General features: G+C 59.3%; 19 protein-coding genes. 6 read left to right on the top strand and 13 right to left on the bottom strand.

Translation table 11 applies throughout. From position 1 onward, the window contains the following. The first annotated feature begins 21 nt into the window (after positions 1-21). The gene (locus AB7M23_RS19390) at positions 22-2523 is read left to right on the top strand and encodes a LysM peptidoglycan-binding domain-containing protein (protein WP_454241745.1); all 2502 of its coding nucleotides are present in this window, start codon (positions 22-24) and stop codon (positions 2521-2523) included. 40 nt (positions 2524-2563) lie between these two features. Here AB7M23_RS19390 and AB7M23_RS19385 read toward each other — a convergent pair whose 3' ends face one another. From AB7M23_RS19385 to AB7M23_RS19365, 5 genes are all read right to left on the bottom strand, one after another. After that, positions 2564-3568 carry a formylglycine-generating enzyme family protein gene (locus tag AB7M23_RS19385; RefSeq protein WP_454241744.1) on the bottom strand — a complete coding sequence of 335 codons (1005 nt, stop codon included), beginning with the start codon at positions 3566-3568 and terminating at the stop codon, positions 2564-2566. Between the two features lie 142 nt (positions 3569-3710). Beyond that, positions 3711-4715 carry a formylglycine-generating enzyme family protein gene (locus AB7M23_RS19380; protein WP_454241743.1) on the bottom strand — a complete coding sequence of 335 codons (1005 nt, stop codon included), beginning with the start codon at positions 4713-4715 and terminating at the stop codon, positions 3711-3713. Positions 4716-4862: 147 nt separating this feature from the next. Continuing rightward, positions 4863-5867 carry a formylglycine-generating enzyme family protein gene (locus AB7M23_RS19375; RefSeq protein ID WP_454241742.1) on the bottom strand — a complete coding sequence of 335 codons (1005 nt, stop codon included), beginning with the start codon at positions 5865-5867 and terminating at the stop codon, positions 4863-4865. 147 nt (positions 5868-6014) lie between these two features. Continuing rightward, positions 6015-7019, bottom strand: coding sequence for a formylglycine-generating enzyme family protein (locus AB7M23_RS19370; RefSeq protein ID WP_454241741.1), 1005 nt, complete (start codon positions 7017-7019; stop codon positions 6015-6017). A gap of 140 nt (positions 7020-7159) precedes the next feature. Continuing rightward, a complete protein-coding gene (locus tag AB7M23_RS19365) occupies positions 7160-8461 on the bottom strand; it encodes a glycosyltransferase (protein WP_454241740.1) in 1302 nt (433 codons plus the stop codon). A gap of 244 nt (positions 8462-8705) precedes the next feature. On the opposite strand from AB7M23_RS19365, the gene AB7M23_RS19360 reads away from it, so the two are divergent. The 3 genes from AB7M23_RS19360 to AB7M23_RS19350 all read left to right on the top strand — a co-directional run bounded on the left by AB7M23_RS19360 (position 8706) and on the right by AB7M23_RS19350 (position 13551). Continuing rightward, a complete protein-coding gene (locus AB7M23_RS19360; RefSeq protein WP_454241739.1) occupies positions 8706-12188 on the top strand; it encodes a response regulator in 3483 nt (1160 codons plus the stop codon). Next, positions 12185-13006, top strand: coding sequence for a CheR family methyltransferase (locus AB7M23_RS19355; protein ID WP_454241738.1), 822 nt, complete (start codon positions 12185-12187; stop codon positions 13004-13006). Before AB7M23_RS19360 ends, AB7M23_RS19355 begins: the two co-directional genes overlap by 4 nt. Positions 13007-13173: 167 nt before the next feature. Further along, on the top strand, positions 13174-13551 hold the full coding sequence (locus tag AB7M23_RS19350; RefSeq protein ID WP_099775095.1) for a response regulator: 378 nt from the start codon (positions 13174-13176) through the stop codon (positions 13549-13551). Between the two features lie 5 nt (positions 13552-13556). Here AB7M23_RS19350 and AB7M23_RS19345 read toward each other — a convergent pair whose 3' ends face one another. The 3 genes from AB7M23_RS19345 to AB7M23_RS19335 are packed head-to-tail and all read right to left on the bottom strand — an operon-like array spanning position 13557 to position 16229. Beyond that, positions 13557-14165 carry a TetR/AcrR family transcriptional regulator gene (locus AB7M23_RS19345; RefSeq protein WP_065757686.1) on the bottom strand — a complete coding sequence of 203 codons (609 nt, stop codon included), beginning with the start codon at positions 14163-14165 and terminating at the stop codon, positions 13557-13559. A gap of 10 nt (positions 14166-14175) precedes the next feature. Next, entirely contained in the window at positions 14176-15024 is an 849-nt protein-coding gene (locus AB7M23_RS19340; RefSeq protein WP_065757685.1) for a 3-hydroxybutyryl-CoA dehydrogenase, read from the bottom strand. A gap of 20 nt (positions 15025-15044) precedes the next feature. Next, positions 15045-16229, bottom strand: coding sequence for an acetyl-CoA C-acyltransferase family protein (locus tag AB7M23_RS19335; protein WP_454241737.1), 1185 nt, complete (start codon positions 16227-16229; stop codon positions 15045-15047). Positions 16230-16406: 177 nt separating this feature from the next. Here AB7M23_RS19335 and AB7M23_RS19330 point away from each other — a divergent pair, with 177 nt between their 5' ends. Then, positions 16407-17420, top strand: a complete 1014-nt coding sequence (locus AB7M23_RS19330) for an AraC family transcriptional regulator (RefSeq protein WP_099775092.1) — start codon at positions 16407-16409, stop codon at positions 17418-17420. 25 nt (positions 17421-17445) lie between these two features. On the opposite strand, the gene AB7M23_RS19325 is transcribed toward AB7M23_RS19330, so the two are convergent. From AB7M23_RS19325 to AB7M23_RS19315, 3 genes are all read right to left on the bottom strand, one after another. Next, positions 17446-18594, bottom strand: coding sequence for a M14 family metallopeptidase (locus AB7M23_RS19325; RefSeq protein WP_454241736.1), 1149 nt, complete (start codon positions 18592-18594; stop codon positions 17446-17448). Positions 18595-18642: 48 nt separating this feature from the next. Continuing rightward, positions 18643-19152, bottom strand: coding sequence for a sigma factor-like helix-turn-helix DNA-binding protein (locus tag AB7M23_RS19320; protein ID WP_454241735.1), 510 nt, complete (start codon positions 19150-19152; stop codon positions 18643-18645). Between the two features lie 312 nt (positions 19153-19464). Beyond that, positions 19465-19821, bottom strand: coding sequence for a DUF6124 family protein (locus AB7M23_RS19315; RefSeq protein WP_065757681.1), 357 nt, complete (start codon positions 19819-19821; stop codon positions 19465-19467). Positions 19822-19946: 125 nt separating this feature from the next. Here AB7M23_RS19315 and AB7M23_RS19310 point away from each other — a divergent pair, with 125 nt between their 5' ends. Continuing rightward, complete coding sequence (locus AB7M23_RS19310) at positions 19947-20600, top strand: LexA family protein (RefSeq protein ID WP_454241734.1); 654 nt, start codon at positions 19947-19949, stop codon at positions 20598-20600. 61 nt (positions 20601-20661) lie between these two features. On the opposite strand, the gene AB7M23_RS19305 is transcribed toward AB7M23_RS19310, so the two are convergent. Together AB7M23_RS19305 and AB7M23_RS19300 are read right to left on the bottom strand one after the other, a co-directional pair. After that, the gene (locus AB7M23_RS19305) at positions 20662-22623 is read right to left on the bottom strand and encodes an acetyl/propionyl/methylcrotonyl-CoA carboxylase subunit alpha (RefSeq protein WP_065757679.1); all 1962 of its coding nucleotides are present in this window, start codon (positions 22621-22623) and stop codon (positions 20662-20664) included. Then, positions 22620-23438: a gamma-carboxygeranoyl-CoA hydratase gene (locus AB7M23_RS19300; protein ID WP_065757678.1), complete on the bottom strand. Its 819-nt coding sequence runs from the start codon at positions 23436-23438 to the stop codon at positions 22620-22622. Before AB7M23_RS19300 ends, AB7M23_RS19305 begins: the two co-directional genes overlap by 4 nt. Positions 23439-23440: the final 2 nt, after the last annotated feature.

The following is a 23440-nucleotide window of genomic DNA, read 5'->3' as shown; positions in this document are numbered from 1 at the left end:
ACGTACAAGGACGACAAACAGATGTTGGTTAACACCTACACCGTCAAAGCCGGAGACACGCTGGTGCTCATCGCCCAGCAGAATGGGTCTAGCGTGCCAGAGGTACTGGCGCTCAACCCGATCATCAAGGATCCCGATGTGATCAAGGTGGGCTGGCAACTGAACCTGCCCGCTACACCGTCACAGATACCGTTGCCGCCCCTCAGCTTTGCCAATGACCAGACCTGCCTTTCCATTAAAGGCCGAACCGAATGCCAGGAAGAACTGGTCGATGTGGTCCATGTGACAGGCTCGCCGCACCTGTGCGTGTTGACCGCCCCGCAGGCCAAGGCCCTGAAACAGGAAGTCGCCTTCGTTCGCGAACTGATGGACGAACTGCACGAAACGCTGGCAGCCGCCCAGCCTGTCAGCCACTGCGCCCGCATCGAAGTGCCTTATGCCGCGTGCAGTTGCACCCGTTGCGTCAAAGAGGACTGGACGCTCAAGGCCGAAGCCGCAGGCGTGCTCACCCGTGAGGCGCCGGTCGAACCTGCTGAGCCGAGCACACCAACGCCGACGACCGAGGAAGATCTGTCCGGGCAACTCCATACCCTGCAGGAAGCCCGCGACTGGTACCAACGCTATGAGCCCAGCCTGTTCTCGGGCAGCCGCAGCGAAAGCAACTGGGAACAACTGCAGCAACGGAAAGTGCAGGATATCGACGCGCAAATCACCGAACTGCGCACGCAGTTGGCTGCCCAGCGCAAGGGCGAAGCCGAAGCCAGCAGCACCCGCTCCACGGCGGCCATGCCCGACCTCAAACACGGTAAAGGCCGTGAGCGCAGAACAGAACAAGGGCATCAGCAGCGCACCGGTATTCATGTGGTGGAAGTGATCCTGTTCAGTGACCCGAGCCGACGCTATTACATCCGCACAGCGTTTCATGAGCGTGTCGACTGGAACGGGCGTGTCAGTACACGGATTCTGGCTGGTAAACCCTTCAACAAGCAGCTGGCCGGTGAGCTGATCAAGGACATTCAGTCGGCGATCAGCACCAGCCGTAAATCAGGGCCACTGGGTAGCCTGGAGGCCAAGCTGGCTTCGTGGAGCAGTGACAAGGACAACCTGCTCAACACCCTGCACCAGGAAGTCTCCTGGACCTCCAACGCCGCCGATGCGGCCCGCTACGCCGTCTCGGCCGACGCCCAGGCCTTGCGTTTCGCCGCCAGCGCCAGTGCCGGCATCAATAGCTGGAACCCGGCGCAGGGGTTGATCGACGTCGGGGTCAAGGGCATGGCCGAATTTTCCCTGGCCGACGCCGCGGTGTCCTTCAACAGCTACTTCCCAAGCCAAGGCGGCTACCTGACCAGCATCACCTACCGCAACGGCGAGGGTAAGACCGTGCGTCACCCCCTGGGCGTGTTCCGCCTGAGTGGCCGGCTGGAACTGAGTTGCTTCGTGGGCACCCAATTACAGGGGGAAGCGGCAACAAAGACACAGTACAAACCCCGCGAACAGCCCGCGGGCGCAACGGCCTTGCTCGGCACGCCAACCCTGGACGTCGGTAAAAGTGGCTATATCGGGGTCAAAGCCACTGCGTTTGCCGGCGCCCAAACCGGTGGCGCCCTGACCGGCAGCTTTCAGTGGATCGAACCCGACCTGCAAGGCACAGGCAACATCGAGCCCGGGCAGGCGAATGCCAGCAGCAACTGGGTGGATTTGGCGCAGATCAAGGCGGAGGGGAATGTTGCGCTGGGGGCTGGGCTCAGCGGTGAGTTTGGGATCAGTATTTCGAAAGGACGGTTAGCACTTAAATGCAAGGGCTCTATTGCTCTAGGACCTGGTGCCGGCGGTGGTTTTACCTCGATGGTCGATATAGAGCTGGTCGGAAAGCTGGTACTACTATTTTGCAAGGCATTGGCCGAAGTGGATTACCGGTATCTGTTGGATGTTACAGAAGATGCTTTTGACTTCCTTACCACAGGACTGTTCAAGGCGGCAACCGCTTCAATATCTAAAGCGATGGATGCCTTTGGGGGCGAGCGCGATGAAATGTCCATTTGGTGGCGTACAAGGCAAGGCACCAAAGCAGAGGCTTACGCTTTGGCAGACCATCTGATGCAGTATCGGGCAGTGTCGTTGAAGGCGCAGCCTATTCCATTGAACTTGTTACCGCCGGAAACTATGGGGCCGATGGTTCACTTGCTGACCGAAAGTTATGTTGAGAGCTTCGAGGACACACAAGAGAAGGCATTGGTCATGCTGCTTTCGGCGCTGAGAAGCTGGCGGCAGTTTATTGAGGTGTTGGAACACTGCGATCCTCAAGCCCGAAAGGTCAACGCGATGGAAAGTCTGGCGCGAATCAATGCATTACTTGATTGGCACCAGCAGGATGAATTCAACAATTTCATCGATGCTTTGACGGTAAATCAGGGTGCTCAGAAAGATGAAAAAACAGTGGCTTGGACTCCCGGACCGCACCGCTACAAAACGGAAGTTCTGCTGGCAGCACAGCGCAGTGGGAGGTTTATAGGGTTAGCCTAGGGTGCTGATCAATAGGGGTGATTGTTATCGCCCCTTTGGTTTATAAGACTTTGCCGAAGTTAACGGCGCAACGAAAACTGGCGCCTGGAAAATAACCTCTTCTGACCGGATCATAAGGAAATCTTCGTACGGTGTTTCCCGTAATTAAAGGGTCATCACCAACGTCAGTGCCTCGGCGAATTTTTTGCGTCCCTGAATCAGGTCCTTTGGGATCTTCTAGGGGCGAGTTTCGGTAATAGTCCTCATCGAACCAGTCATTGACCCAGTCAGTAGCGTTTCCTGACATGTTGTAGAGCCCGAGCGGGTTGGGTGCATAACTATCCACGGCAAACGTATGGCGCTCGCGTGGTGCTGGGAAGTTGCGCCCATAGTCCAAACCGCCATTGTCAGTAGGAAAGAGCACGTACTGACCACGACTGCGTGCAGCATATTCCCACTGAGCCTCGGTTGGTAGATCTACCGGGTATCCACTGAGCGTTGCAAGCCAGCTACAATAGTCTTTGGCCTCCTGCCAGCGTTGAGTGGGTGCAGGCAAGTCGGGTTTGTACAGGAACTGTATATCCTCACGCTTGCGATTTTTCGCGTCATACAGCGGTTTGCCTTGGGCAATAAAAAACAGATCGAAATCGCGAATCGTGGTCTGAAATTTTGAAAGGTAGTAGCTGCTTAGCTTTACCGGATGAACAAAATCATCATCCCCATCCATGCTGATATTGCACAACCGCTCTGGCTCAACCCCACACGGCCACTCGCACATATTGCTGGGGTCATAGTCACACTTCCAGCCAAAATCCCCCATTTGAAACTCGCCACCTTCGACAAACACCATATTGTCCAGCGACTGCACCACGGTATTGAGCAGTTGGGTGCGTATGTCGGTGGGCAGCTTCGGGTAGGTCTGGTCGATGGTCGTCGCGATCTGCGCGACTTTTTCCGCGGAGAGCTTTTCGCTTTTGGGCAACGGCAGGGATTGGGCCTGGCAACCGGTCAGTAGCAGCAGTGCGCAGGCGGGCAGAAGTACGCGAACAGTGGGCAGGTAGAACATGGCAGCATCCCTGTGGGCCAAGCGTCAGAAAAGCTTGGACGCTAGCAGATCCGGCTACTGGTTGGATGTAGGACCTTTCCCAAACTGCATTACCAGCGAATGTGCATGCATGGATAGCGAAGGTAACTATAGGCGCATGGTTTTAGAGAGGCTGATGGGACTGTACGGAGCAGCGGAAACCAGTTCCTGGAAAGTAGCCTCTTCTGACAGGATCATAAGGGAAGCGTCGTACAGTGCTGGCGGTCAGCAATGGGCTTTCGCCTACATCGCTGCCTCTAAGGATTTTTTGGATTCCAACATTAGGTCCTTTAGGGTCTTCCAGGGGCGAATTTCGGTAATAGTCCTCATCGAACCAGTCATTGACCCAGTCAGTAGCGTTTCCTGACATGTTATAGAGCCCGAGCGGGTTGGGGGCATAACTGTCCACGGCAAACGTATGGCGCTCGCGTGGTGCTGGGAAGTTACGCCCATAGTCCAAGCCGCCATTGTCAGTAGGAAAAAACACGTACTGGCCACGACTACGTGCAGCGTATTCCCACTGAGCTTCGGTGGGTAAATCTACCGGGTATCCACTGAGCGTCGCGAGCCAACCACAATAGTCTTTGGCCTCCTGCCAGCGTTGAGTGGGTGCAGGCAAGTCGGGTTTGTACAGGAACTGTATATCCTCACGCTTGCGGTTTTCCGCGTCATACAGCGGTTTGCCTTGGGCAATAAAAAACAGATCAAAATCGCGTATCGTGGTCTGAAACTTTGAAAGGTAGTAACTGGTCAGCTTTACCGGATGAACAAAATCATCATTGTTACGAAAGCTTATCGGGCACAACCGCTCTGGCTCAACCCCACACGGCCATTCACACATATTGCTCGGGTCGTAGTCACACTTCCACCCAAAATCCCCCATCTGAAACTCGCCGCCTTCGACAAACACCATATTGTCCAGCGACTGCACCACGGTGTTGAGCAGTTGGGTGCGTATTTCGGTGGACAGCTTCGGGTAGGTCTGGTCGATGGTCGTCGCGATCTGCGCGACTTTTTCTGCGGAGAGCTTTTCGCTTTTGGGCAATGGCAGGGATTGGGCCTGGCAGCCGGTCAGTAACAGCAGTGCGCAGGCGGGCAGAAGTACGCGAACAGCGGGCAGGTAGAACATGGCAGCATCCCTGTGGGCCAAGCGTCAGAGAAGCTAGGACGCTAGCAGATCCAGTCAGTGGCTGGATGTAGGACCTTTCCCAAACTCAATGACCAGCGAATGCGCATACATGAGGTAGGCGCTGTAGGGCTGCTTTGGTGCAGAGTTTTAGAGTGGCTGATCGGACTGTATGGAGCAGCGGAAGCCAAAACCGGGCAAGTATCGGCTTTTTACAGGCTCATCAGCCCAGCGCCGAACCGTACTCGCAGAAAGTAGCGGCCCTTCGGCATAGGTTGAGCCTCTGTGCACGCGCAGCGTTCCGGTTTCTGGGCCGGTTGGATTTTCTACGGGGGAGTGACGGTAGTAATCCGCACCATACCAGTCATTGACCCAGTCAACGGCGTTGCCAGACAGGTTGTAAATGCCCAGGGGGTTGGGTACGAAGCGGTCTACAGCAAAGGTGTGAGTTTCATCGGGGTGAGGAAAGTTTCGCCCATAGTCCAAACCACCATTATCGGTAGCAAAAAAAACATACTGGCCACGGTTGCGAGCGGCATATTCCCATTGAGCTTCAGTAGGTAAATCTACAGGGTAGCCACTCAACCGGCCTAGCCATCCACAGTAATCTTTGGCCTCTTGCCACGCTTGAGGGAAGGCGGGATTTTTAGGCTGGTACCGGAACTGCAAGTCCTCTCGCTTTCGTAGCTCTTTATCAAAAAGTGGTTTGCCTTGGGCAATAAAAAACAGATCAAAGTCTTTTAGCATGGTCTGGAATTTCGAAAAATAGTAACCGCTCAGCTTTATCGGATGAACAAAATCATCATTGTTACGAAAGCTGATCGGGCACAATCGCTCTGGCTCAACCCCGCACGGCCACTCGCACATATTGCTGGGGTCATAGTCACACTTCCAGCCAAAATCCCCCATCTGAAACTCGCCGCCTTCAACAAACACCATGTTGTCCAGTGACTGCACCACGGTGTTGAGCAGTTGGGTACGTACATCGGTGGACAGCTTCGGGTAGGTCTGGTCGATGGTCGTCGCGATCTGCGCGACTTTTTCCGCGGAGAGCTTTTCGCTCTTGGGCAATGGCAGGGATTGAGCCTGGCAGCCGGTCAGTAACAGCAGTGCGCAGGCGGGCAGAAGTACGCGAACAGCGGGCAGGTAGAACATGGCAGCATCCCTGTGGGCCAAGTGTCAGAAAAGCTTGGACGCTAGCAGATCCAGTCGCTGGCGGGGTGTAGGACCTTTCCCAAACTCCATTGTCAGCGAATGCGCATACATGGGGCAGGAACTATAGGGCTGCTTTGGTACAGGGTTTTAGAGGGCCTGATCGGACTGCACTGAACAGCGGAAACCGAATCCTGGAAAGTATCCACTTTTGACTGGTTCATCAGCCCAGCGCCGAACCGTACTCGCGGAAATTAGCGGCCCTTCGGCATAGGTTGAGCCTCTGTGTACACGCAGTGTTCCCGTTTCTGGGCCGGTTGGGTTGTCTATGGGGGAGTGATGGTAGTAATCCGCACCATACCAGTCATTAACCCAGTCAACGGCGTTGCCAGAGAGGTTATAAATACCCAGGGGGTTGGGTACAAAACGGTCTACAGCACAGGTGCGCGTTTCGTCGGGGTGAGGAAAATTTCGCCCATAGTCCAAACCACCGTTATCGGTAGCAAAAAAAACATACTGACCACGGTTGCGAGCAGCATATTCCCACTGTGCTTCGCTGGGTAAATCGACTGGGTAACCACTCAGCGTACCCAGCCAATTGCAGTAATCCTTGGCTTCATCCCAGCTTTTGGGCGGTGCAGGATTATTGGGTGTGTACAGGAACTGTATGTCCTCACGCTTACGATCTTCTGCGTCATACAGCGGTTTGCCTTGGGCAATAAAAAACAGATCGAAATCGCGTATCGTGGTCTGAAATTTTGAAAGGTAGTAGCTGCTCAGCTTTACCGGATGAACAAAATCATCATCCCCATCCATGCTGATGTTGCACAACCGCTCGGGTTCAACCCCACACGGCCATTCACACATATTGCTGGGGTCGTAGTTACACTTCCAGCCGAAATCCCCCATCTGAAACTCGCCGCCTTCGACAAACACCATATTGTCCAGCGACTGCACCACGGTGTTGAGCAGTTGGGTGCGTATGTCGATGGACAGCTTCGGGTAGGTCTGGTCGATGGTCGTCGCGATCTGCGCGACTTTTTCCGAGGAGAGTTTTTCGCTTTTGGGCAACGGCAGGGATTGGGCCTGACAGCCGGTCAGTAACAGCAGGACCGCAACTGGAAACAGCATTTGAGTCGTTGGCAGGCAGAACACGGCAGCATCCCCAAGGGCCTCAAGGCCAGAGGTTTGGACGCTAGCAGATTGGACCGACGACTTGTTGTAGGACCTTTCCGAAAAGGCGATCGCTGTGAAGGGGCTCAGTGATCACCTCGGGGCCTGTCGCTGCGCGACGGTTATGAGGCCTGTGTCGGTAAGCGGTTTTTCGCTTCGATCCACTGGGCCATGTACTGGGTGCTTTTGTGCTGGTGATGACGAAGCATGGCGCCGGTGAAGTTGTTCAGGCGTTGTTGTGGCAGGTCGGCCAGGGTTTGTTCGATACGTTCGACCAGCGCGGTCGCGTGGATGCGCCGGTTGAAGCGTGTCGCGATGAGCGGCGTGCATGCCTGTTGTGCCGCGTTCCAGCGGGCTTCGTCCTGGTACAGCTGCACAGCCGCTTCGGCCAGCGCTTCGGCGGTGACTTCAACAGCGCCAGGCCAGGGCAGGGCACCGTGCATGGCTTCGGCCCCTATCGGGGTGGTGACGCTGGGGGTGCCGCAGAGCATGGCGTCGGTCAGTTTGCCTTTGATCCCGGCGCCGAAGCGCAGAGGCGCCAGGCACAGGCGTGCGGCGCTCATGACCTCCAGGGCATCTTCGGCCCAGTTCAGTACATGAAAGCCTTGCGCCGGGTTGTGCAATGCGGTGGCCTTGGGCGGGGTGTAGGCGCCGTAGACATGCAGTTGGGCCTGCGGCAGTTGTCGACGGATCATCGGCCACAGGCTGTGCTTCATCCAGAGCACGGCGTCCCAGTTCGGGGCGTGGCGGAAGTTGCCGATGCTGAGAAAGTGCGCGCGTTCGGCAAAACCTCGTGCAGGGGGTGCCGGCTGGTCAAGCATCAGCGGGCACCAGTGCAGCAGCGCGGGTGGAACACCGAAATGCGCGGTCAACAGGTCGATTTCTGCATCCGAGATCATCAGGCTCAGGTCGCTGCGGTAGATTGCGGCCACTTCACGTTGGGTCAGGTCGGCGTTGGCCATGTGGCGGTAAAGGGCTGCGCTCGGGGTGGCAAACAGCGCGCTGAAGTCGTTGCTGTCCAGGCCCTCGATCAAGCGGCGGCGCAACAGCTGTTGACGGGCATCGCGCAGGCTTTGCAGGTCAGAGGTTTCCAGCACGCGCAGCGCCGCAGGGCAGTGTTTCTCGACACGCCAGCCAAACTGCTCCTCCATCATGAAGCGGTCGAACAGCACGACATCGGGTGCCAGTTCCGCGACAAAATGATCGAAACTGCTGCAATTGAGCACGATGGCCTGTTCGGCAATGCCCAGTGCGGCAAGGTCCGCCTTGTGCTCGCCAACGGTGGCCGGGCTGCTGAAGGTGATTTGCCAGCCGCGTTCAAGAAAACTCTCGAGGATCTGCATCATGTGCCCGCCAGCGGCTGACGAGCGCGGTTCCGGCCAGACATAACCAATAACGAGAACCTTGAGCGGTGATGCGGGCATGAGCGATCGGCCTTCAGCGAAAAATGCGTATTTAACCACAGTGCAGCCTGCCGACGTGGGCACGCAGCGATTGTCGGTAATCTGCCTGAAAGGCACGCTTTCTATGCTGCTCAAGGGTTCTAGCGGTTAGACTCCAGCCCTGGCGAGTGCGTTGCGTTACAGCACGATTGCGAAAATGGAACTATTACTCGAGAGAACGCCAGACTCTCTTGTCCTGATACACCGTTACGGGGGCTTTTTAAGGATGATTCAGCCAACCGCAATCGACCAACGGAGTTTTCGCAAGCTCCTGGGTCGTAATATCAGCTTGCCGTTGGGCGTTGGATTGCTCAGCGCGGTGGTGTTTGTTGCCGTCATCAGCTACTTGCTGTCAGTGATCCAGTGGGTGGAGCATACCGACCGGGTGATCAACAGTGCCAATGAGTCGATCAAGCTGTCCATCGACATGGAGACCGGGCTGCGTGGGTTCCTGATTGCCGGTGATGAGCATTTTCTCGAACCCTACAGCGTGGCCAAGCCCAGGATAGACGCCGACCTGGCTTCGCTGCAGGCACTGGTGTCGAACAACCCTCAACAGGTTGAACGGGTGGCTCGGATAAAGTCCCTGCAAGCCGAGTGGAATCGCTTTGCCGAGCATATGATCGACTTGCGACGCAGCGCAGGTGCTTATGTCGAGGCGATGCGGGCGGGTCATGGAAAGCGCCTGACCGACCAGATCCGAAGGGAGTATGAAGCTTTCGTGTCCACCGAGCAGCAACTGCGCCAAGCGCGCAGTGATCGCGTGCAGAGCACGACGGTGGCCTCGATTTCGCTGTACCTGGGCTTTGTTGTGTTGCTCAGTGGCATGCTGGCCTATTTTGGTCGGCGGGATCTGTTGGGGTTGTCCAGCAGTTACAACAGTAACCTCGAAGCTCAACAACGCAGTGCATTGAGCCTGCAGCAAGAGGCCTGGCTACGCACGGGCCAGACCCGCCTGGCCGAACAACTGCTGGGGCAGTTGAGCCTGCCGTTGCTGGGACGCAACGCCCTGCAGTTTTTTGCCGAGTATCTGGGGACGGTGGTCGCGGCGCTGTATGTTCGTGATGCACAGGGCCACTTGCGTCGCGTGGCGTCCTATGGCCTGCCCCGAGAGCAAGAACAGCAGGAGCAACTGATCGGAAGCAATGAGGGTATGGTGGCCCAGGCGGTGCTGCAGGAACGCGTGTTGCGTCTGGACGACTTGCCGGGTGACTACCTGCGGGTCAGCTCCGGGCTGGGTGAAGGTTCGCCACACAGCGTTCTGGTAGCCCCGACCCGCAATGATGGGCAGATCAATGGTGTTGTCGAACTGGGCTTCCTGCGTCCGCTGGAGCCGCGAGATGTCGACTTGCTGGAGCGGGTGGCCAATAACCTGGGCATTTCGATCGAGAGCGCCCGATATCGACAGCGTTTGCAGGAAGTGCTGGCTGAAACCCAGTTGCTCAATGAGGAGTTGCAGGTTCAACAGGAAGAACTGAAATCCGCCAACGAGGAACTGGAAGAACAGTCACGTGTGCTCAAGGAGTCACAGGCGTATTTGGAGGCCCAGCAGGCAGAGTTGGAGCAAACCAATGAGCAACTGGCGGAGCGCACCGAAGCGCTTGCCCGGCAGCGCGACACGCTGGACTGCAAGAACGCTGAGCTGAACGAGGCTCAGGCCGAACTGGAGCAACGCGCCGAAGCGCTGCAGCGTTCAAGCCAGTACAAATCCGAGTTTCTTGCCAACATGTCCCATGAGCTGCGCACGCCATTGAACAGTTCGCTGATTCTGGCCCGGTTGCTGGCTGAGAACGAACAGGGAAACCTCAGCGAAGAACAGGTGAAGTTTGCCGAGTCGATCTATTCGGCCGGTAATGATCTGCTCAATTTGATCAATGACATCCTCGACATTGCCAAGGTCGAGGCCGGCAAGCTTGAGGTGCGCCCGGAGACCACTCAGGTCGAGGGCCTGACCGAGCGCTTGCGCCAGCTGTTCGAGCCGCTGGCTGAGCACAAGGGCTTGGGCTTCAGTATCAACGTCGACGCCACGGCCCCAAAAGCCCTTTACACCGACCACCAACGCCTGGAGCAGATCCTCAAGAACCTGCTGTCCAATGCGGTGAAGTTCACCGAACATGGCGAGGTCAACCTGAGCATTGCTCGACAGGCGGGCGAGGGGATTGTTTTTCGTGTCCGCGACAGTGGTATCGGTATTGCGGCCCATCAGCAGCAGACCATCTTTGAGGCCTTTCACCAGGCCGATGGCACCACCAACCGGCGCTATGGCGGCACGGGCCTTGGGCTTTCGATTTCTCGCGACCTGGCCCAGTTGCTGGGTGGCCAGATCAGCGTCGAAAGCCGTTTGGGGGAGGGCAGTGAGTTCGCCCTGATCCTTCCGGAGCGCTACGAGCCGATTGTCGAGCAAACCGTTTCGCCGGTTATCATCCGTTCATCCGTTGTGCCGGTTCAGGCTGATTGTGCGGCGCCAGAGGCAGTGCCGCGCGCGCCAGGTTTTGCTGATGACCGCCAGCTAGCGCCGTTCAGCAAACGTTGCATTCTGGTGATTGAAGACGAGCCGGACTTCGCTCGCATCCTCTTCGATCTGGCCCATGAACTGGGCTACAGCTGCCTGGTGGCGCACGCGGCCGATGAAGGGTTCGACCTGGCCGTCAGTTATGTGCCCGATGCCATATTGCTGGACATGCGCCTGCCGGATCACTCTGGGTTGACGGTGTTGCAACGGCTCAAGGAACAGGCGCTCACCCGGCATATCCCGGTTCATGTGATCTCGGTGGAGGACCGCGTCGAGGCGGCGCTGCACATGGGGGCGATTGGTTATGCGGTGAAACCGGCCAGTCGAGAACAGCTCAAGGCGGTGTTTGGCCGGCTGGAGGCCACGCTGACCCAGAAGCTCAAGCACGTCCTGCTGGTCGAAGATGACGACCTGCAACGTGACAGCATTGCCCGACTGATCGGCGATGAGGATATCGAAATCACGGCGGTCGGCATGGCCCAGGACGCCCTCGAATTGCTGCGCGAGCAGGTCTACGATTGCATGATCATCGACCTCAAGTTGCCTGACATGCAGGGCAATGAGCTGCTTCAGCGCATGGCCGAGGACAGTATCCGGGCCTTCCCGCCGGTGATCGTCTATACCGGGCGCAACCTGAGCCGCGATGAAGAGGCCAACCTGCTCAAGTACTCGCGCTCGATCATCATCAAGGGCGCACGTTCTCCAGAGCGCCTGCTCGACGAAGTAACGCTGTTTCTGCACAAGGTCGAATCGCAGTTGTCCCACGAGCGCCAGCGCATGCTCAAGACCGCGCGCAGCCGCGACCGGGTGTTCGAGGGGCGCACGGTGCTTCTGGTTGACGACGACGTTCGCAATATCTTCGCCTTGACCAGTGCATTGGAGCAGAAGGGGGCCATTATCGAGGTCGGCCGTAATGGCCGCGAGGCCATCGACAGGCTTGAGCAGAACGAGGCTATCGATCTGGTCTTGATGGACGTGATGATGCCGGAAATGGATGGCTATGAGGCAACCCGATTGATTCGCAAAGACCCACGCTGGCGCAAGTTGCCGATCATCGCCGTGACGGCCAAGGCGATGAAGGATGATCAGCAACGCTGCCTGCAGGCGGGTGCCAACGATTATCTGGCCAAGCCGATAGAACTGGAGCGGTTGTTCTCGCTGATTCGCGTGTGGTTGCCGCATCTGGAGCGCATTTGACCAGTGAGTGCAGTGCCGATATCGAGATTCAAGGGCTGATCGAGGCGATTTACCTCACCTACAGCTATGACTTTCGCAACTACTCTGGCGCCTCTATCACGCGTCGGATACAGCACGCGTTGCGTCAGCTCGGCTGTGCGACCGTAGCGGCCTTGCAGGCGCGCGTATTGCAGGACCCCGCGGCCTTCATGGCGTTACTGCAATACTTGACCATTCCGGTCAGCGAGATGTTCCGTGATCCCGAGCACGTCCTTGCATTGCGCCGGGAGGTGGTGCCGTTGTTGCGTACCTGGCCGTCGATCAAACTCTGGATCGCCGGTTGCAGCACGGGTGAGGAGGTGTATTCCATGGCCATCTTGTTGCGTGAGGAGGGGCTGCTGGAACGCTCGATCATCTACGCAACCGACATCAACCCGTATTCACTGGAGCGGGCCAGGCAGGGTATCTACTCGATGCAGGCGATGGAGCGGTATGCGCGCAACTATGAAAAGGCAGGAGGCCTGCAGAGGCTCAGTGATTACTACACGGCGGCCTACGGCAGCGCGATACTCGACAGTAGCCTGCGTGAGAAGGTGACCTTCGCCGATCATAGCCTGGCGACTGACAGCGTATTTTCCGAGACCCACTTGATCTCGTGCCGGAATGTGTTGATCTACTTCAACAAGCCGTTGCAGGACCGGGCACTGGGTTTGTTCCACGAGTCATTGTGCCACCGTGGTTTTCTGGTCTTGGGCAGCAAGGAAACCCTGAGCTTTTCGGGTTATAGCGAGCGTTTCGAGGCGTTGGTCAAAGCCGAACGAATCTACCGCAAGTCCTGAACCGTGTGGCGGCAAGGGTTATCGCCGTAGAGTAGTGCAGGCGAGGCGCTGCCCTTTGCGGTACGCTTGCAGGTGGCACGCCACGTGCAGGAAATTGACCGGCTGCAGGCAACCTCTGCCTGACGCTGGGGTCGGATAGCGATTGAATTGAAAAACAAGGCGTTGATATGAGTGAAGATGCACAAGATGTCGTGCTGATCGTCGAGGATGAGCCGGCGATCCGCAGGGTGCTGCACGATTATCTGGCCAGGGAAGGTTACCGGGTACTGGTGGCCGAAGATGGTGCGCAGGCGTTTGAAATGCTTGCCAGCAAACCGCACCTGGACCTGATGGTCACGGATTTTCGTCTGCCGGGCGGGATCTCGGGGGTCGATATTGCCGAGCCCGCGGTGAAGTTGCGGCCCGAGCTGAAAGTGATCTTCATCAGTGGCTACCCCGAAGAAATTCTGGAGTCCGGCAGTGCCATTGCGCGCAAGGCGCCGATCCTGACCAAACCCTTCGACCTCGATACGCTGGGCGAGCGCATTCAACAGTTGCTCGCCTGAGTGCTTCAGGCAGCGCACACCTGAGCGCTATCGTGCAGCGTCCGCTCGATGGCGCCCAACAGCAGGTTCTGCATCAACGTCAGGCGCTGGGCTTCGGGCAATTCACTCGACTGTAGCCAGCCCGGCAAACTGTTGAGCAGTGTCGCGATGGCATGGCCGGCCGCCTGCCGTGCCGCCTTCGACAGCGCCGCCGTCGGTGCGATCAGGCGCAGCAACTGGCATTCGTAGTCATCGCGCAGGTGCTTGATCCGGGCCTGTTGCTCGTCGGTCAGGCAGCACAGGTCACGCTCGGCCAGACGAAACTGTAGCGGACGTTCGCGGTGCAACTGCCAGTGCGCATCGATGACGCTCGTCAGCCAGTCCTCGCTGCTGCCACGGCTGCGCCGTGGCGGTTGCAGCGTGGCCAGCAACTCCTCGAACAGCTCTTCGATCAGGTCGAACAGCAGGTGCTGCTTGCTCGGGAAGTGGTGGTACAGCGAGCCTGCGGTCAGGCCCAGGTGGCTGGCCAGTTCGCGCATGCTGACCTGGCCGAAGCCCTTGACTGCAAGGAGTTCGAGCGCCTTGTCGCGCCGCTCTTCATAGTAGCCACCGCGTTCGGCACAGGTCATTGGCATGGTGATAGCCTCAGTAGGTGTAGAAACCGCGACCGCTCTTACGGCCCAGGTAGCCAGCGGCGACCATTTCCTTGAGCAGTGCGGCCGGGCGATATTTGCTGTCGTTGAAACCGTCGTAGAAGGCTTCGAGGATCGCCAGCAAGGTGTCCAGGCCAATCAGGTCAGCCAGGGCCAGCGGGCCGATCGGCTGGTTGCAGCCCAGGCGCATGCCGGTGTCGATGTCTTCCGGGCTGGCCAGGCCTTCCTGCAGCACCATGATCGCTTCGTTGATCATCGGAACCAGAATCCGGTTGACCACAAAGCCCGGACGGTTGCCGGCGCTGATGGCGGTCTTGCCCAGTGCTTCGGTCAGGGCCAGCGCTGCTGCGTGAGTCGCGTCGCTGGTCTGCAGGCCACGGATCACCTCCACCAGGGCCATCATGGGCACCGGGTTGAAGAAGTGCACCCCAATGAAGCGCTCTGGCAGGCTGATGGTCGCGCCCAGCTGGGTGATCGACAGCGACGAGGTGTTGGTCGCGATGATGCAGGTATCGCTGACACTGGCTGCGACCTGGCCGAGAATGCGCTGCTTGAGCTCAAGGTTCTCGGTAGCCGCTTCGATGACCAGTTGCGCGCTCTTGAGCTGGGCGTAGTCGGTGCTGGTGCTGATTCGTTGCAGCGCCGCCTCGGCCTGCGCAGCATCCAGCGTTTGCTTGTTGACCTGACGCTCGAGGTTCTTGCGCAGGGTGGCTACGCCACGCTCAAGGGCAGCGTCGGAAATGTCGATCAGGGTGACCTGGAAGCCGGCTACGGCACAGACCTGAGCAATACCGTTGCCCATGGTCCCGGCGCCGATCACGGCGATGTTGTTGATTGTCACGGTATAAAACTCCTTTGGGCTCAAGTGCGTTCGAACAGTACGGCGATACCTTGGCCGCCGCCGATGCACATGGTCGCCAAGGCATAACGGCCCTGGATGCGGTGCAATTCATGAATGGCCTTGGTCGCGATGATCGCGCCGGTCGCACCCACTGGATGGCCGAGCGAGATACCGGAGCCGTTGGGGTTGACCTTCTCAGGGTCCAAGCCCAGTTCGCGGGCAACGGCGCAAGCCTGGGCGGCGAAGGCTTCGTTGGACTCGATCACATCCAGGTCAGCGACGGTCAGCCCGGCCTTTTCCAGCACCTTGCGGCTGGCCGGAATCGGCCCCAGGCCCATGAGCTCCGGCTCAACCCCGGCATGGGCATAGCCCACCAGGCGGGCGAGCGGCTTGAGCCCTTGGCGGCGTACCGTATCGCCAGTGGCCAGCACCAAGGCCCCGGCACCGTCGTTCAGGCCGCTGGCGTTACCGGCGGTGACCGTACCGTCCTTCTTGAATACGGTTTTCATGCCGGCCAGTTGCTCAAGGCTGACCTCGCCGCGCACGTGTTCATCAATGCTGAACTGCTGTGGCCCTTTGCGCCCAGGGACTTCGATCGTGACGATCTGCCCGGCGAAGCGACCCTCGGCAATGGCACGGGCTGCGCGGCGCTGGCTGGTCAGGGCCAGTTCGTCCTGCATTTGGCGGCTGATGCCCAGTTTGGCCGCGACGTTTTCGGCAGTGATGCCCATATGGAAGTGTTCAAAGGGGTCATGCAGGACGCCGACCATATAGTCGATACCCTGCAGGTCGCCCATGCGCGCGCCCCAACGGGCCTGTGGCAGCAGGTAAGGGCCACGGCTCATGGATTCGGCACCGGTGGCCAGTGCGACTTCGGCATCGCCCAGCATCAGGCTCTGGGCGGCGGAGACGATTGCCTGCAGGCCCGAACCGCACAGGCGGTTGACGTTGAAGGCCGGGGTTTCCTTGGGAATGCCGGCATTCATTGCTGCAACGCGGCCCAGGTAGGCATCGCGCGCTTCGGTTGGAATCACGGTGCCCATGACCACATGGCCGATCTGGGCCGGGTCGATGCCGGCGCGCTCGATGCCGGCGCGGCAGACTTGAGTGGCCAGATCCGCCAGCGGCAGGTCTTTCAGCGAGCCGCCAAATGTACCAATGGCCGAGCGTACGGCGCTGACTACATAGATTTCGTGGTTGTTCATCGTCGACTCCAGAGTGCGAAAGCGTGGCGTGGCAGTGTTCGGCTCTGCGAGAATGCCGGGCACCAGCTTCAGGATGCAGTCGAGTCTAGGCAAAGGGACGCTGTCGTCCTATGCCATAACTGTCCAGACGAGCTGGCATTTTTTGCCATACCAGTGCGTGTTACAGCGGAACCAGCCATGCGGGAAAACGATTCGGTCGCGGTGTATTTTGTTCATGTCATGCTTCATGGCTTGCGTGATCAGCCTGCGCGCGCGGCTGCGCTGCTGGAGCAGGCCGGCATCGCTGTTGAGCTGCTTGACGAGCCGGGCGCCCGGGTGCCGGCGAAGGCCTTCGCCCGGCTCTGGCTTATTCTGATTCACGAACTGGATGACGAGTTCTTCCACCTCGACAGCCACGGCATGCCATTGGGCAGTTTTGCCTTGATCTGCCGTGGCCTGATCCAGGAGCCCAACCTGGAAAAAGCCTTGCGCCAGTGTTTGAGTTACTTTGCGCTGTTCCTGCGTGACCTCAAGGGTGTATTGACCCTCAAGGGGCAGCGCGCGGTGATCCGCCTGGAGTCGACGATGGCCGATGCACAAACCCGGGTCTATGCAGAAGAAACCTTCCTGGTGCTGGTGATCAGCCTGTTGTGCTGGCTGAGTGGGCGGCGTATCGGCATCGACCGCACGGAGCTGGCCGACTCCCGTGCCCCGCTGGATGATGACGCGCTGCTGTGGGGGCCGAACCTGCAGTTGGGGGCGGGGCATACCGAAATCGAATTTGCTGCCGACTACCTGCGCCTGCCGGTGGTTCAGGACCTGGGGGCACTGAAGACCTTCCTGCACAGTGCGCCGCAGTGGCTGGTGATTCGCTACCGTAATCAGAACGGCCTGGCAGCAAGGGTTTATCGGCATTTGCGTGCACGGCAGTACGGGCAATGGCCGACATTGTTGGCCATGGCCGAGGGGGAAGGCTTGAGCCCCAGCAGTTTTCGTCGGCAGTTGGAGCGTGAGGGCTGTTCGTTCCAGCAGATCAAGGATGAAGTGCGCCGGGCGATGGCGTTCGAGTGCCTGCGTGGCAGTGAACTGAGTGTCGCGGAAATTGCCGAGCAGACGGGTTTTCAGGAGCCCAGTGCCTTTCACCGGGCCTTCAAGAAATGGACGGGTGAGAGCCCGGGAAGCTATCGGTTACGGTTGGCCACGACGCGCTGAACGCACCAGGGCCAACCGCAAGCACTCAACGCAGGTCGCCGACCATCGGCGCTAGCGTATCCAGCACCGCACTGGCCAGCGCTTTGGAGCGCTGCCCAGACCAGCCGGTAACGGCATTGGGTGCGTCGTCGTGGTCTTTGAACGGCATTTCGAGGGTCAGTGCCAGGCAGCCATAGGCCTGCGCAACGCTGTTACAGGCCAGGGTCAGGTTCGCCTGCCCAGGTTTGTCGCGCGGGTAGCCATGCACTTGCTGGAAGTCCGCGGTCAGGCGGCACAAGCGCTCACGGAACGCGCTTTCCAGTTGCTCGATACGGGGCGTGTAGCCTGGTGTACCTTCGCTGCCTGCGGTGAAGACGTGAGGGATTTCTTCATCGCCGTGAATGTCGAGGAACAGGTCGACACCTTGCAGTTTCATTTGTTGCTGGGCAAAGAACACTTCCGGACTGTGTTCGACACTGGCGTCCTGCCAGGCGCGGTTGAGGTCCTTGCCCTGAGCATTGGTGCGCAGGTGCCCGTGGAAGGCGCCGTCGGGGTTCATGTTCGGGATCAGGTACAGGTCGGCCACCTTCAGCAGCGCCTGAACCGTTGCATCGTTGGCCTGCAGGCGATCAATCACGCCCTCCATGAACCACTCGGCCATGTGCTCGCCGGGATGCTGCTGGGCGATGATCCACAGCTTGCGTTTGCCTGCTGCGCCGTCGCCTGCGCGCAGTAGCGGGATGTCTCGCCCTTCGACGCTGCGCCCTGTGGCCAGCAGTTCCACGCCAGGCAGGCTGATTGCCCGTTCAATCAGTTGGTTGTGGCGGGCGCGGGAGTAGGGTTCAAAGTAGGCAAACCAGGCCTGCTGTTCGCCGGCCTCAAGCTGGAAGTGCAGTGCCTGGCCGTCGAACTGGGTCGGTACCCGAAACCAGTGTTGCTGATCATAAGAGGCAACCGCCTGATAGCCGTCCCATGCCTGGTTATAGGAGGATTGCCCAGCGTTCTCCAGGGTGAAGCGGTGTGTGTGCCCTGGGGTCAGCCCGCTGGCCTTGAAGTGAAACCACTGGAAATGATCGCTGCGGGTATCGGGACGGATCGCCAGGCGCACCTGAGAGGGCTCGCTGGCGTCGCGAACCACGATGTTACCGGAATCGAAATCGCAAGTGATGTGCAGGGGGGACAGCGTCACGCTCATTACCAGGCTCCTTCAGCGTTGTTGTGCCCTTTACTCTACACCCCTGCGTCAGGCGCAGAAACCGAGTGTCAGCAGCGTACCGAGCAGTACGGCAATGGCGACCGAGCAACCACCCAGGGACAGTACCGGACGAACCCGACGGTAGCCGCGGCCATCGCCCAGTACCTGCGCGGGTGCGAGCAGGCTGCGCCAGCGCAGCTCAGTGGCATGGAAGGCTTTCAGGTGGGCGGGGGCGCTGTCCAGCCAGCGGCGAAAGTCGATACGTTCGCTGGCGGTGATCTGCGGGTTTTGCAGGCGCACATACCAGTACCCGGCCTCACGGGCTAGCGGGTCAGTGGCGGGTTGCACGCTTTGCAGCACCTGGTTCATGTACCGCTCCACCGTGCTTGGAGGGACGGCCAGGTGTTCGGCGATCATGGCAAACGACCATTGATCGAGGCGATTGAGCAGGAACACCTGTTGAGCGCGGCGCGGGAGTTTTTTCAGGCGCTGCAGCAGTGCCTGATCACCAGGGGCGGCGAGGGCAGGGGATTCAAGGGGCAGCAACAGAGGGGTCATGGTACGGGCTCCTTGCAAGAAAACGGGTGGGGCGTGGTGCTTGAATGCGGCCATTCGGACGGGACAAGCGCAAAAAAAAAGACCCGGCAAAAAGCCGGGTCAAAAACCGTGATTAGCCTGATGAGGAGATAACCTGAGAGTCCGACCTGTGAGCTTTCAGTTTATCCAACCAGTCTCGCGACCAGTTGCTGCCAATAATAATCGTTATCATTTGCAGGTCAAGTGAATTTTCTGTCATGGCAGAAAATAGGTTTCTCGGTGTGTCTGTTTTCCCGCGTGATGACCCATTCGGGCCATTACTCACCCGCCGAGTCAGGTGCTTTCGATTCCTGGCGGCAAGCCAGTTCGCTCGCCCAGGCTGTGCTCCACCAGAGCCAATGCCATGTTGATGATGTGCACCACTGACAGCGCCATGTCGCGCCGTGTGCCTTTGAGGTCGTCTGCCATTTCATAGGTGGTTGCCGACGCACAGCGCAGCAGGCTGCAGGCGTGTTCGCTGGCTTTCAGGCGGCCAAGATCGGGGCGCGGGACAAAAAACGGTGCCTCCATTTCTGCGGCGCGCTGTGGGGGGTTGAGGTAGTAGTCCAATGCACGTCGGGCGGCGTCGCTGCTGCTCAGCGATTCGCTGTCCAGTTTGGCATCCAGTGCATCCGGTGAATGTGAGCTCATGGGGGCTGCCTGTGGCGATTGTGGGTGGGTGTATTAACGATAAGTACGAGATGTATTTATTTCGACGTTTTAAATACTACAATTTGTGTATTGAGAGCTTCGGGGCAGTCCGTATCGTGCCAGCAATGGATAAATGGATTGCCCTGGTCAGGGCCAGAATGTGTGAGCTGAAGATCACGCAGGAAAAGTTGGGTGAGCGCATTGGGGTGACCCAAGGCGCCGTCGGGCATTGGTTGCGCAACGAGCGCCGGCCAAAACTGGAGACGATGAACCAGATTCTGGTGGTGCTCGGATTGCCGCCGATGGAGTTCGCGCTGGTTACCGAACTCGCCGAATCCTCCGGTTCCTATGGTGACGATCAGAATTCGGCTACAGATGCCGAAGGACGTATCCCACAGCACAATCTGTATTTTCGCTACCCGGTCACGCACTGGGAAAGCCTCGGGGTGGAAGACCCTGAGGCACGTTTTGAAGCCACCGATTATTACGCCCAGGGTTCGGCGTTCTGGCTGGAGGTGCAGGGCGATGCGATGACGGCGCCGGTGGGCTTGAGTGTGCCCGCCGGGATGCTGATCCTGGTGGACGCGGGGCTATCGGCACTGCCCGGCAAACTGGTGATTGCCCGCTTGCCCACGAGTACGACGCCGGTCTTCCGGCAGTTGATCGAGGAAGGCGGGCAGCGTTATCTGCGCCCGCTCAACCCGACCTATCCCAAGGTTGTATGCGATGACGCGTGTGAAATGATCGGTGTGGTGGTGCAGGCCACGATGAAGTTCTGATCGGCACCCTTCGCTCGGCGCCAGCAGCCGGTCTCCCAGGCTACTGGCGTCGCAGGTGGTATTAAACGTCCGTGCCTTCCAGCTCGACCAGTACGCTGCCTTCGCTGACCATGTCGCCTTCCTCACAGAACAAGGCTTTCACTGTACCGTTATGCGGTGCACGGATGCTGTGTTCCATCTTCATGGCTTCCAGCACCACCAGTGGCGTACCGGCTTCGACAACCTGGCCGACTTCCACCATGACCCGCACAATGCTGCCGTTCATGGGCGCGCCCAAGCCGCCTTGATGGCTGTGGCTGGCATCGGCTTCGGCAATCGGGTCGAGCTGAGTGATTGCCTGGAGTTCGCCATTCCACTGCAGATACAGCGTATTGCCACGGCGGATCGCCAGGTGCTGGCGACGCAAGCCGTTGTGCTCGTGGACCAACTGCTCTCCGCGCAGCGTCAGGGTTGAGGGCGCGCTGTGGTCAAGGCTGACAGCCTGTTCTTCGGTATTGCAGCGCAGGTGCAGGCTGATATGCGCTGGCACGCCCAGGCGCAAGCCGCTGTGGGTGGCCCATGGCGAATGCCGGTCGTCATCGCGTTGTACCAGCGGTTCACTCTGGATGAAGGCTTCGGCAGCCGCTTGCCAGAACTCGGCAGGTAGCGTGTCGGCTTCAGGCAACAGTTGCGCCTGATAGCGTGGAATGAACCCGGTATCCAGCTCGGCGTCGGCAAACGCCGGGTGCGCGAGAATGCGCCGCAGGAAGGCAATGTTGGTTTTCAGGCCACCGATGGCGAACTCGTCGAGCATCGCCAGCAGGCGCAGGCGTGCCTGCTCACGGTTTTCGCCCCAGGCAATCAGCTTGCCGAGCATTGGGTCGTAGTAGGGCGAAATGCTGTCGCCTTCGCTGACACCGCTGTCGACCCGACGCCCAGCACCGGGAGCCGACTCGCGGTACAGCGTCAGATCCCCAGTGGCCGGGAGGAAATCGTTGGCCGGATCCTCTGCGTACAAGCGTACTTCGATGGCGTGACCGTTGAGCGGTACCTGTGCCTGGGTGATCGGCAACGGCTCACCGCAGGCAACACGGATCTGCCAGGCGACCAGGTCGAGGCCGGTAATGGCTTCGGTGACCGGGTGTTCGACCTGCAGGCGGGTGTTCATCTCCATGAAGAAGAATTCGCCCCGGGCGTCGAGCAGGAATTCTACGGTACCGGCCCCCACATAACCGATGGCTTGAGCCGCGCGCACAGCGGCTTCACCCATCGCCTGACGTTGTTGCTCACTCAAACCGGGCGCTGGCGCTTCCTCGACGACCTTCTGGTGGCGCCGCTGAATGGAACAGTCACGCTCGTTCAGGTACAGGCAGTTGCCGTGTTGGTCGGCAAATACCTGGATTTCCACGTGGCGGGGCTTGAGCACGTATTTTTCCACCAGCATGCGGGCATCGCCGAACGACGACAGCGCCTCACGCTGGGCCGACGCCAGGGCTTCGCCCAACTGGCTTTCCTGTTCGACCACTTTCATGCCTTTGCCGCCACCACCGGCCGTCGCCTTGAGGAGTACCGGGTAACCGATCTTTTCGGCGGCCGCGCGGAAGGTTTCCAGGTCCTGGGCTTCACCGTGATAGCCCGGTACCAGTGGCACACCGGCGGTTTCCATCAGGGCTTTGGCCGCTGACTTGCTGCCCATGGCCTCGATGGCCGAAGCGGGTGGGCCGAGGAATATCAGGCCGGCCTCTTCGATGGCGCGGGCAAAGCCGGCGTTTTCCGAAAGGAAGCCGTAGCCGGGGTGAATGGCCTGGGCGCCGCTGGCCTTGGCCGCAGCAATCAACTTCGCAACATCCAGGTAGCTTTCAGCGGCTTTTGCTCCGCCCAGGTCAACGCGGATATCGGCTTCGCGGCTATGCCGGGCCTCGCGGTCCACAGCACTGTGAACGGCCACGGTGGTCAGGCCAAGGGCTTTGGCGGTGCGCATGACGCGGCAGGCGATTTCGCCACGGTTGGCAACCAGCAGGGTGGTCAGCGTGGGACGGCTCATGGGCGCGGTTCCTTCTTGTTGGGTTCGACGTGCCAGTTCGGCGTGCGTTTTTCCAGAAAGGCGCGCAGGCCTTCCTGGCCTTCGGCGCTGACCCGGATTCGGGCAATGGCGGTTTCGCAATAGCGGCGCAGGGCAGGGGTGAGCTCGCCATGGCCGACTTCACGCAACAGCTCTTTGCTGGTGCGCATCGCCTGCGGGCTGTTCTGCAGCAGGTTGGTGACCCATAGCTCGACCTGCTGTTCCAGTTCGGCCAAGGGGTAGGCTTCGGCCAGCAAACCCAGATCACGGGCACGCAGGCCGCTGAAACGCTCGGCGGTCAGTGCATAGCGGCGTGCGGCACGCTCCCCCATGGCTTGAACCACGAACGGGCTGATCACCGCAGGGGCGAGGCCGATACGTACTTCCGACAGGCACAGTTGGGCATCTTCGCTGCCAATGGCCATGTCGCAGCAACTGATCAACCCCAGCGCACCCCCGAAGGCGGCGCCTTGCACCACTGCCAGGGTCGGTAGCTTGAGCTTGGCCAGGTTGTACATCAGCTCGGCCAGTTCGCGGGCATCGTCCAGGTTGGTGTTGTAGTCCAGTTGTGCCGATTGCTGCATCCAGGCCAGGTCTGCCCCGGCGCTGAAGTGCCGTCCGCGTCCGCGCAGCAGCAAGAAGCGCAGGCTGGCATCGTTGCCGACGGCGTCGATGGCCAGGATCAACTCACGGATCATCTGTGCGTTGAAGGCGTTGTTCTTGTCCTCGCGACTCAGCCACAGTGTGGCGAAACCGCGTGGGTCCTTGATCAGTTCGAGGGTCGTGAAGTCGCTCATCG

Source organism: Pseudomonas sp. HLS-6 TE3448 (assembly GCF_053629555.1).
The sequence above is the reverse complement of the archived record's forward strand: the minus strand, read 5'-3'. Positions and strand labels throughout refer to the sequence as shown.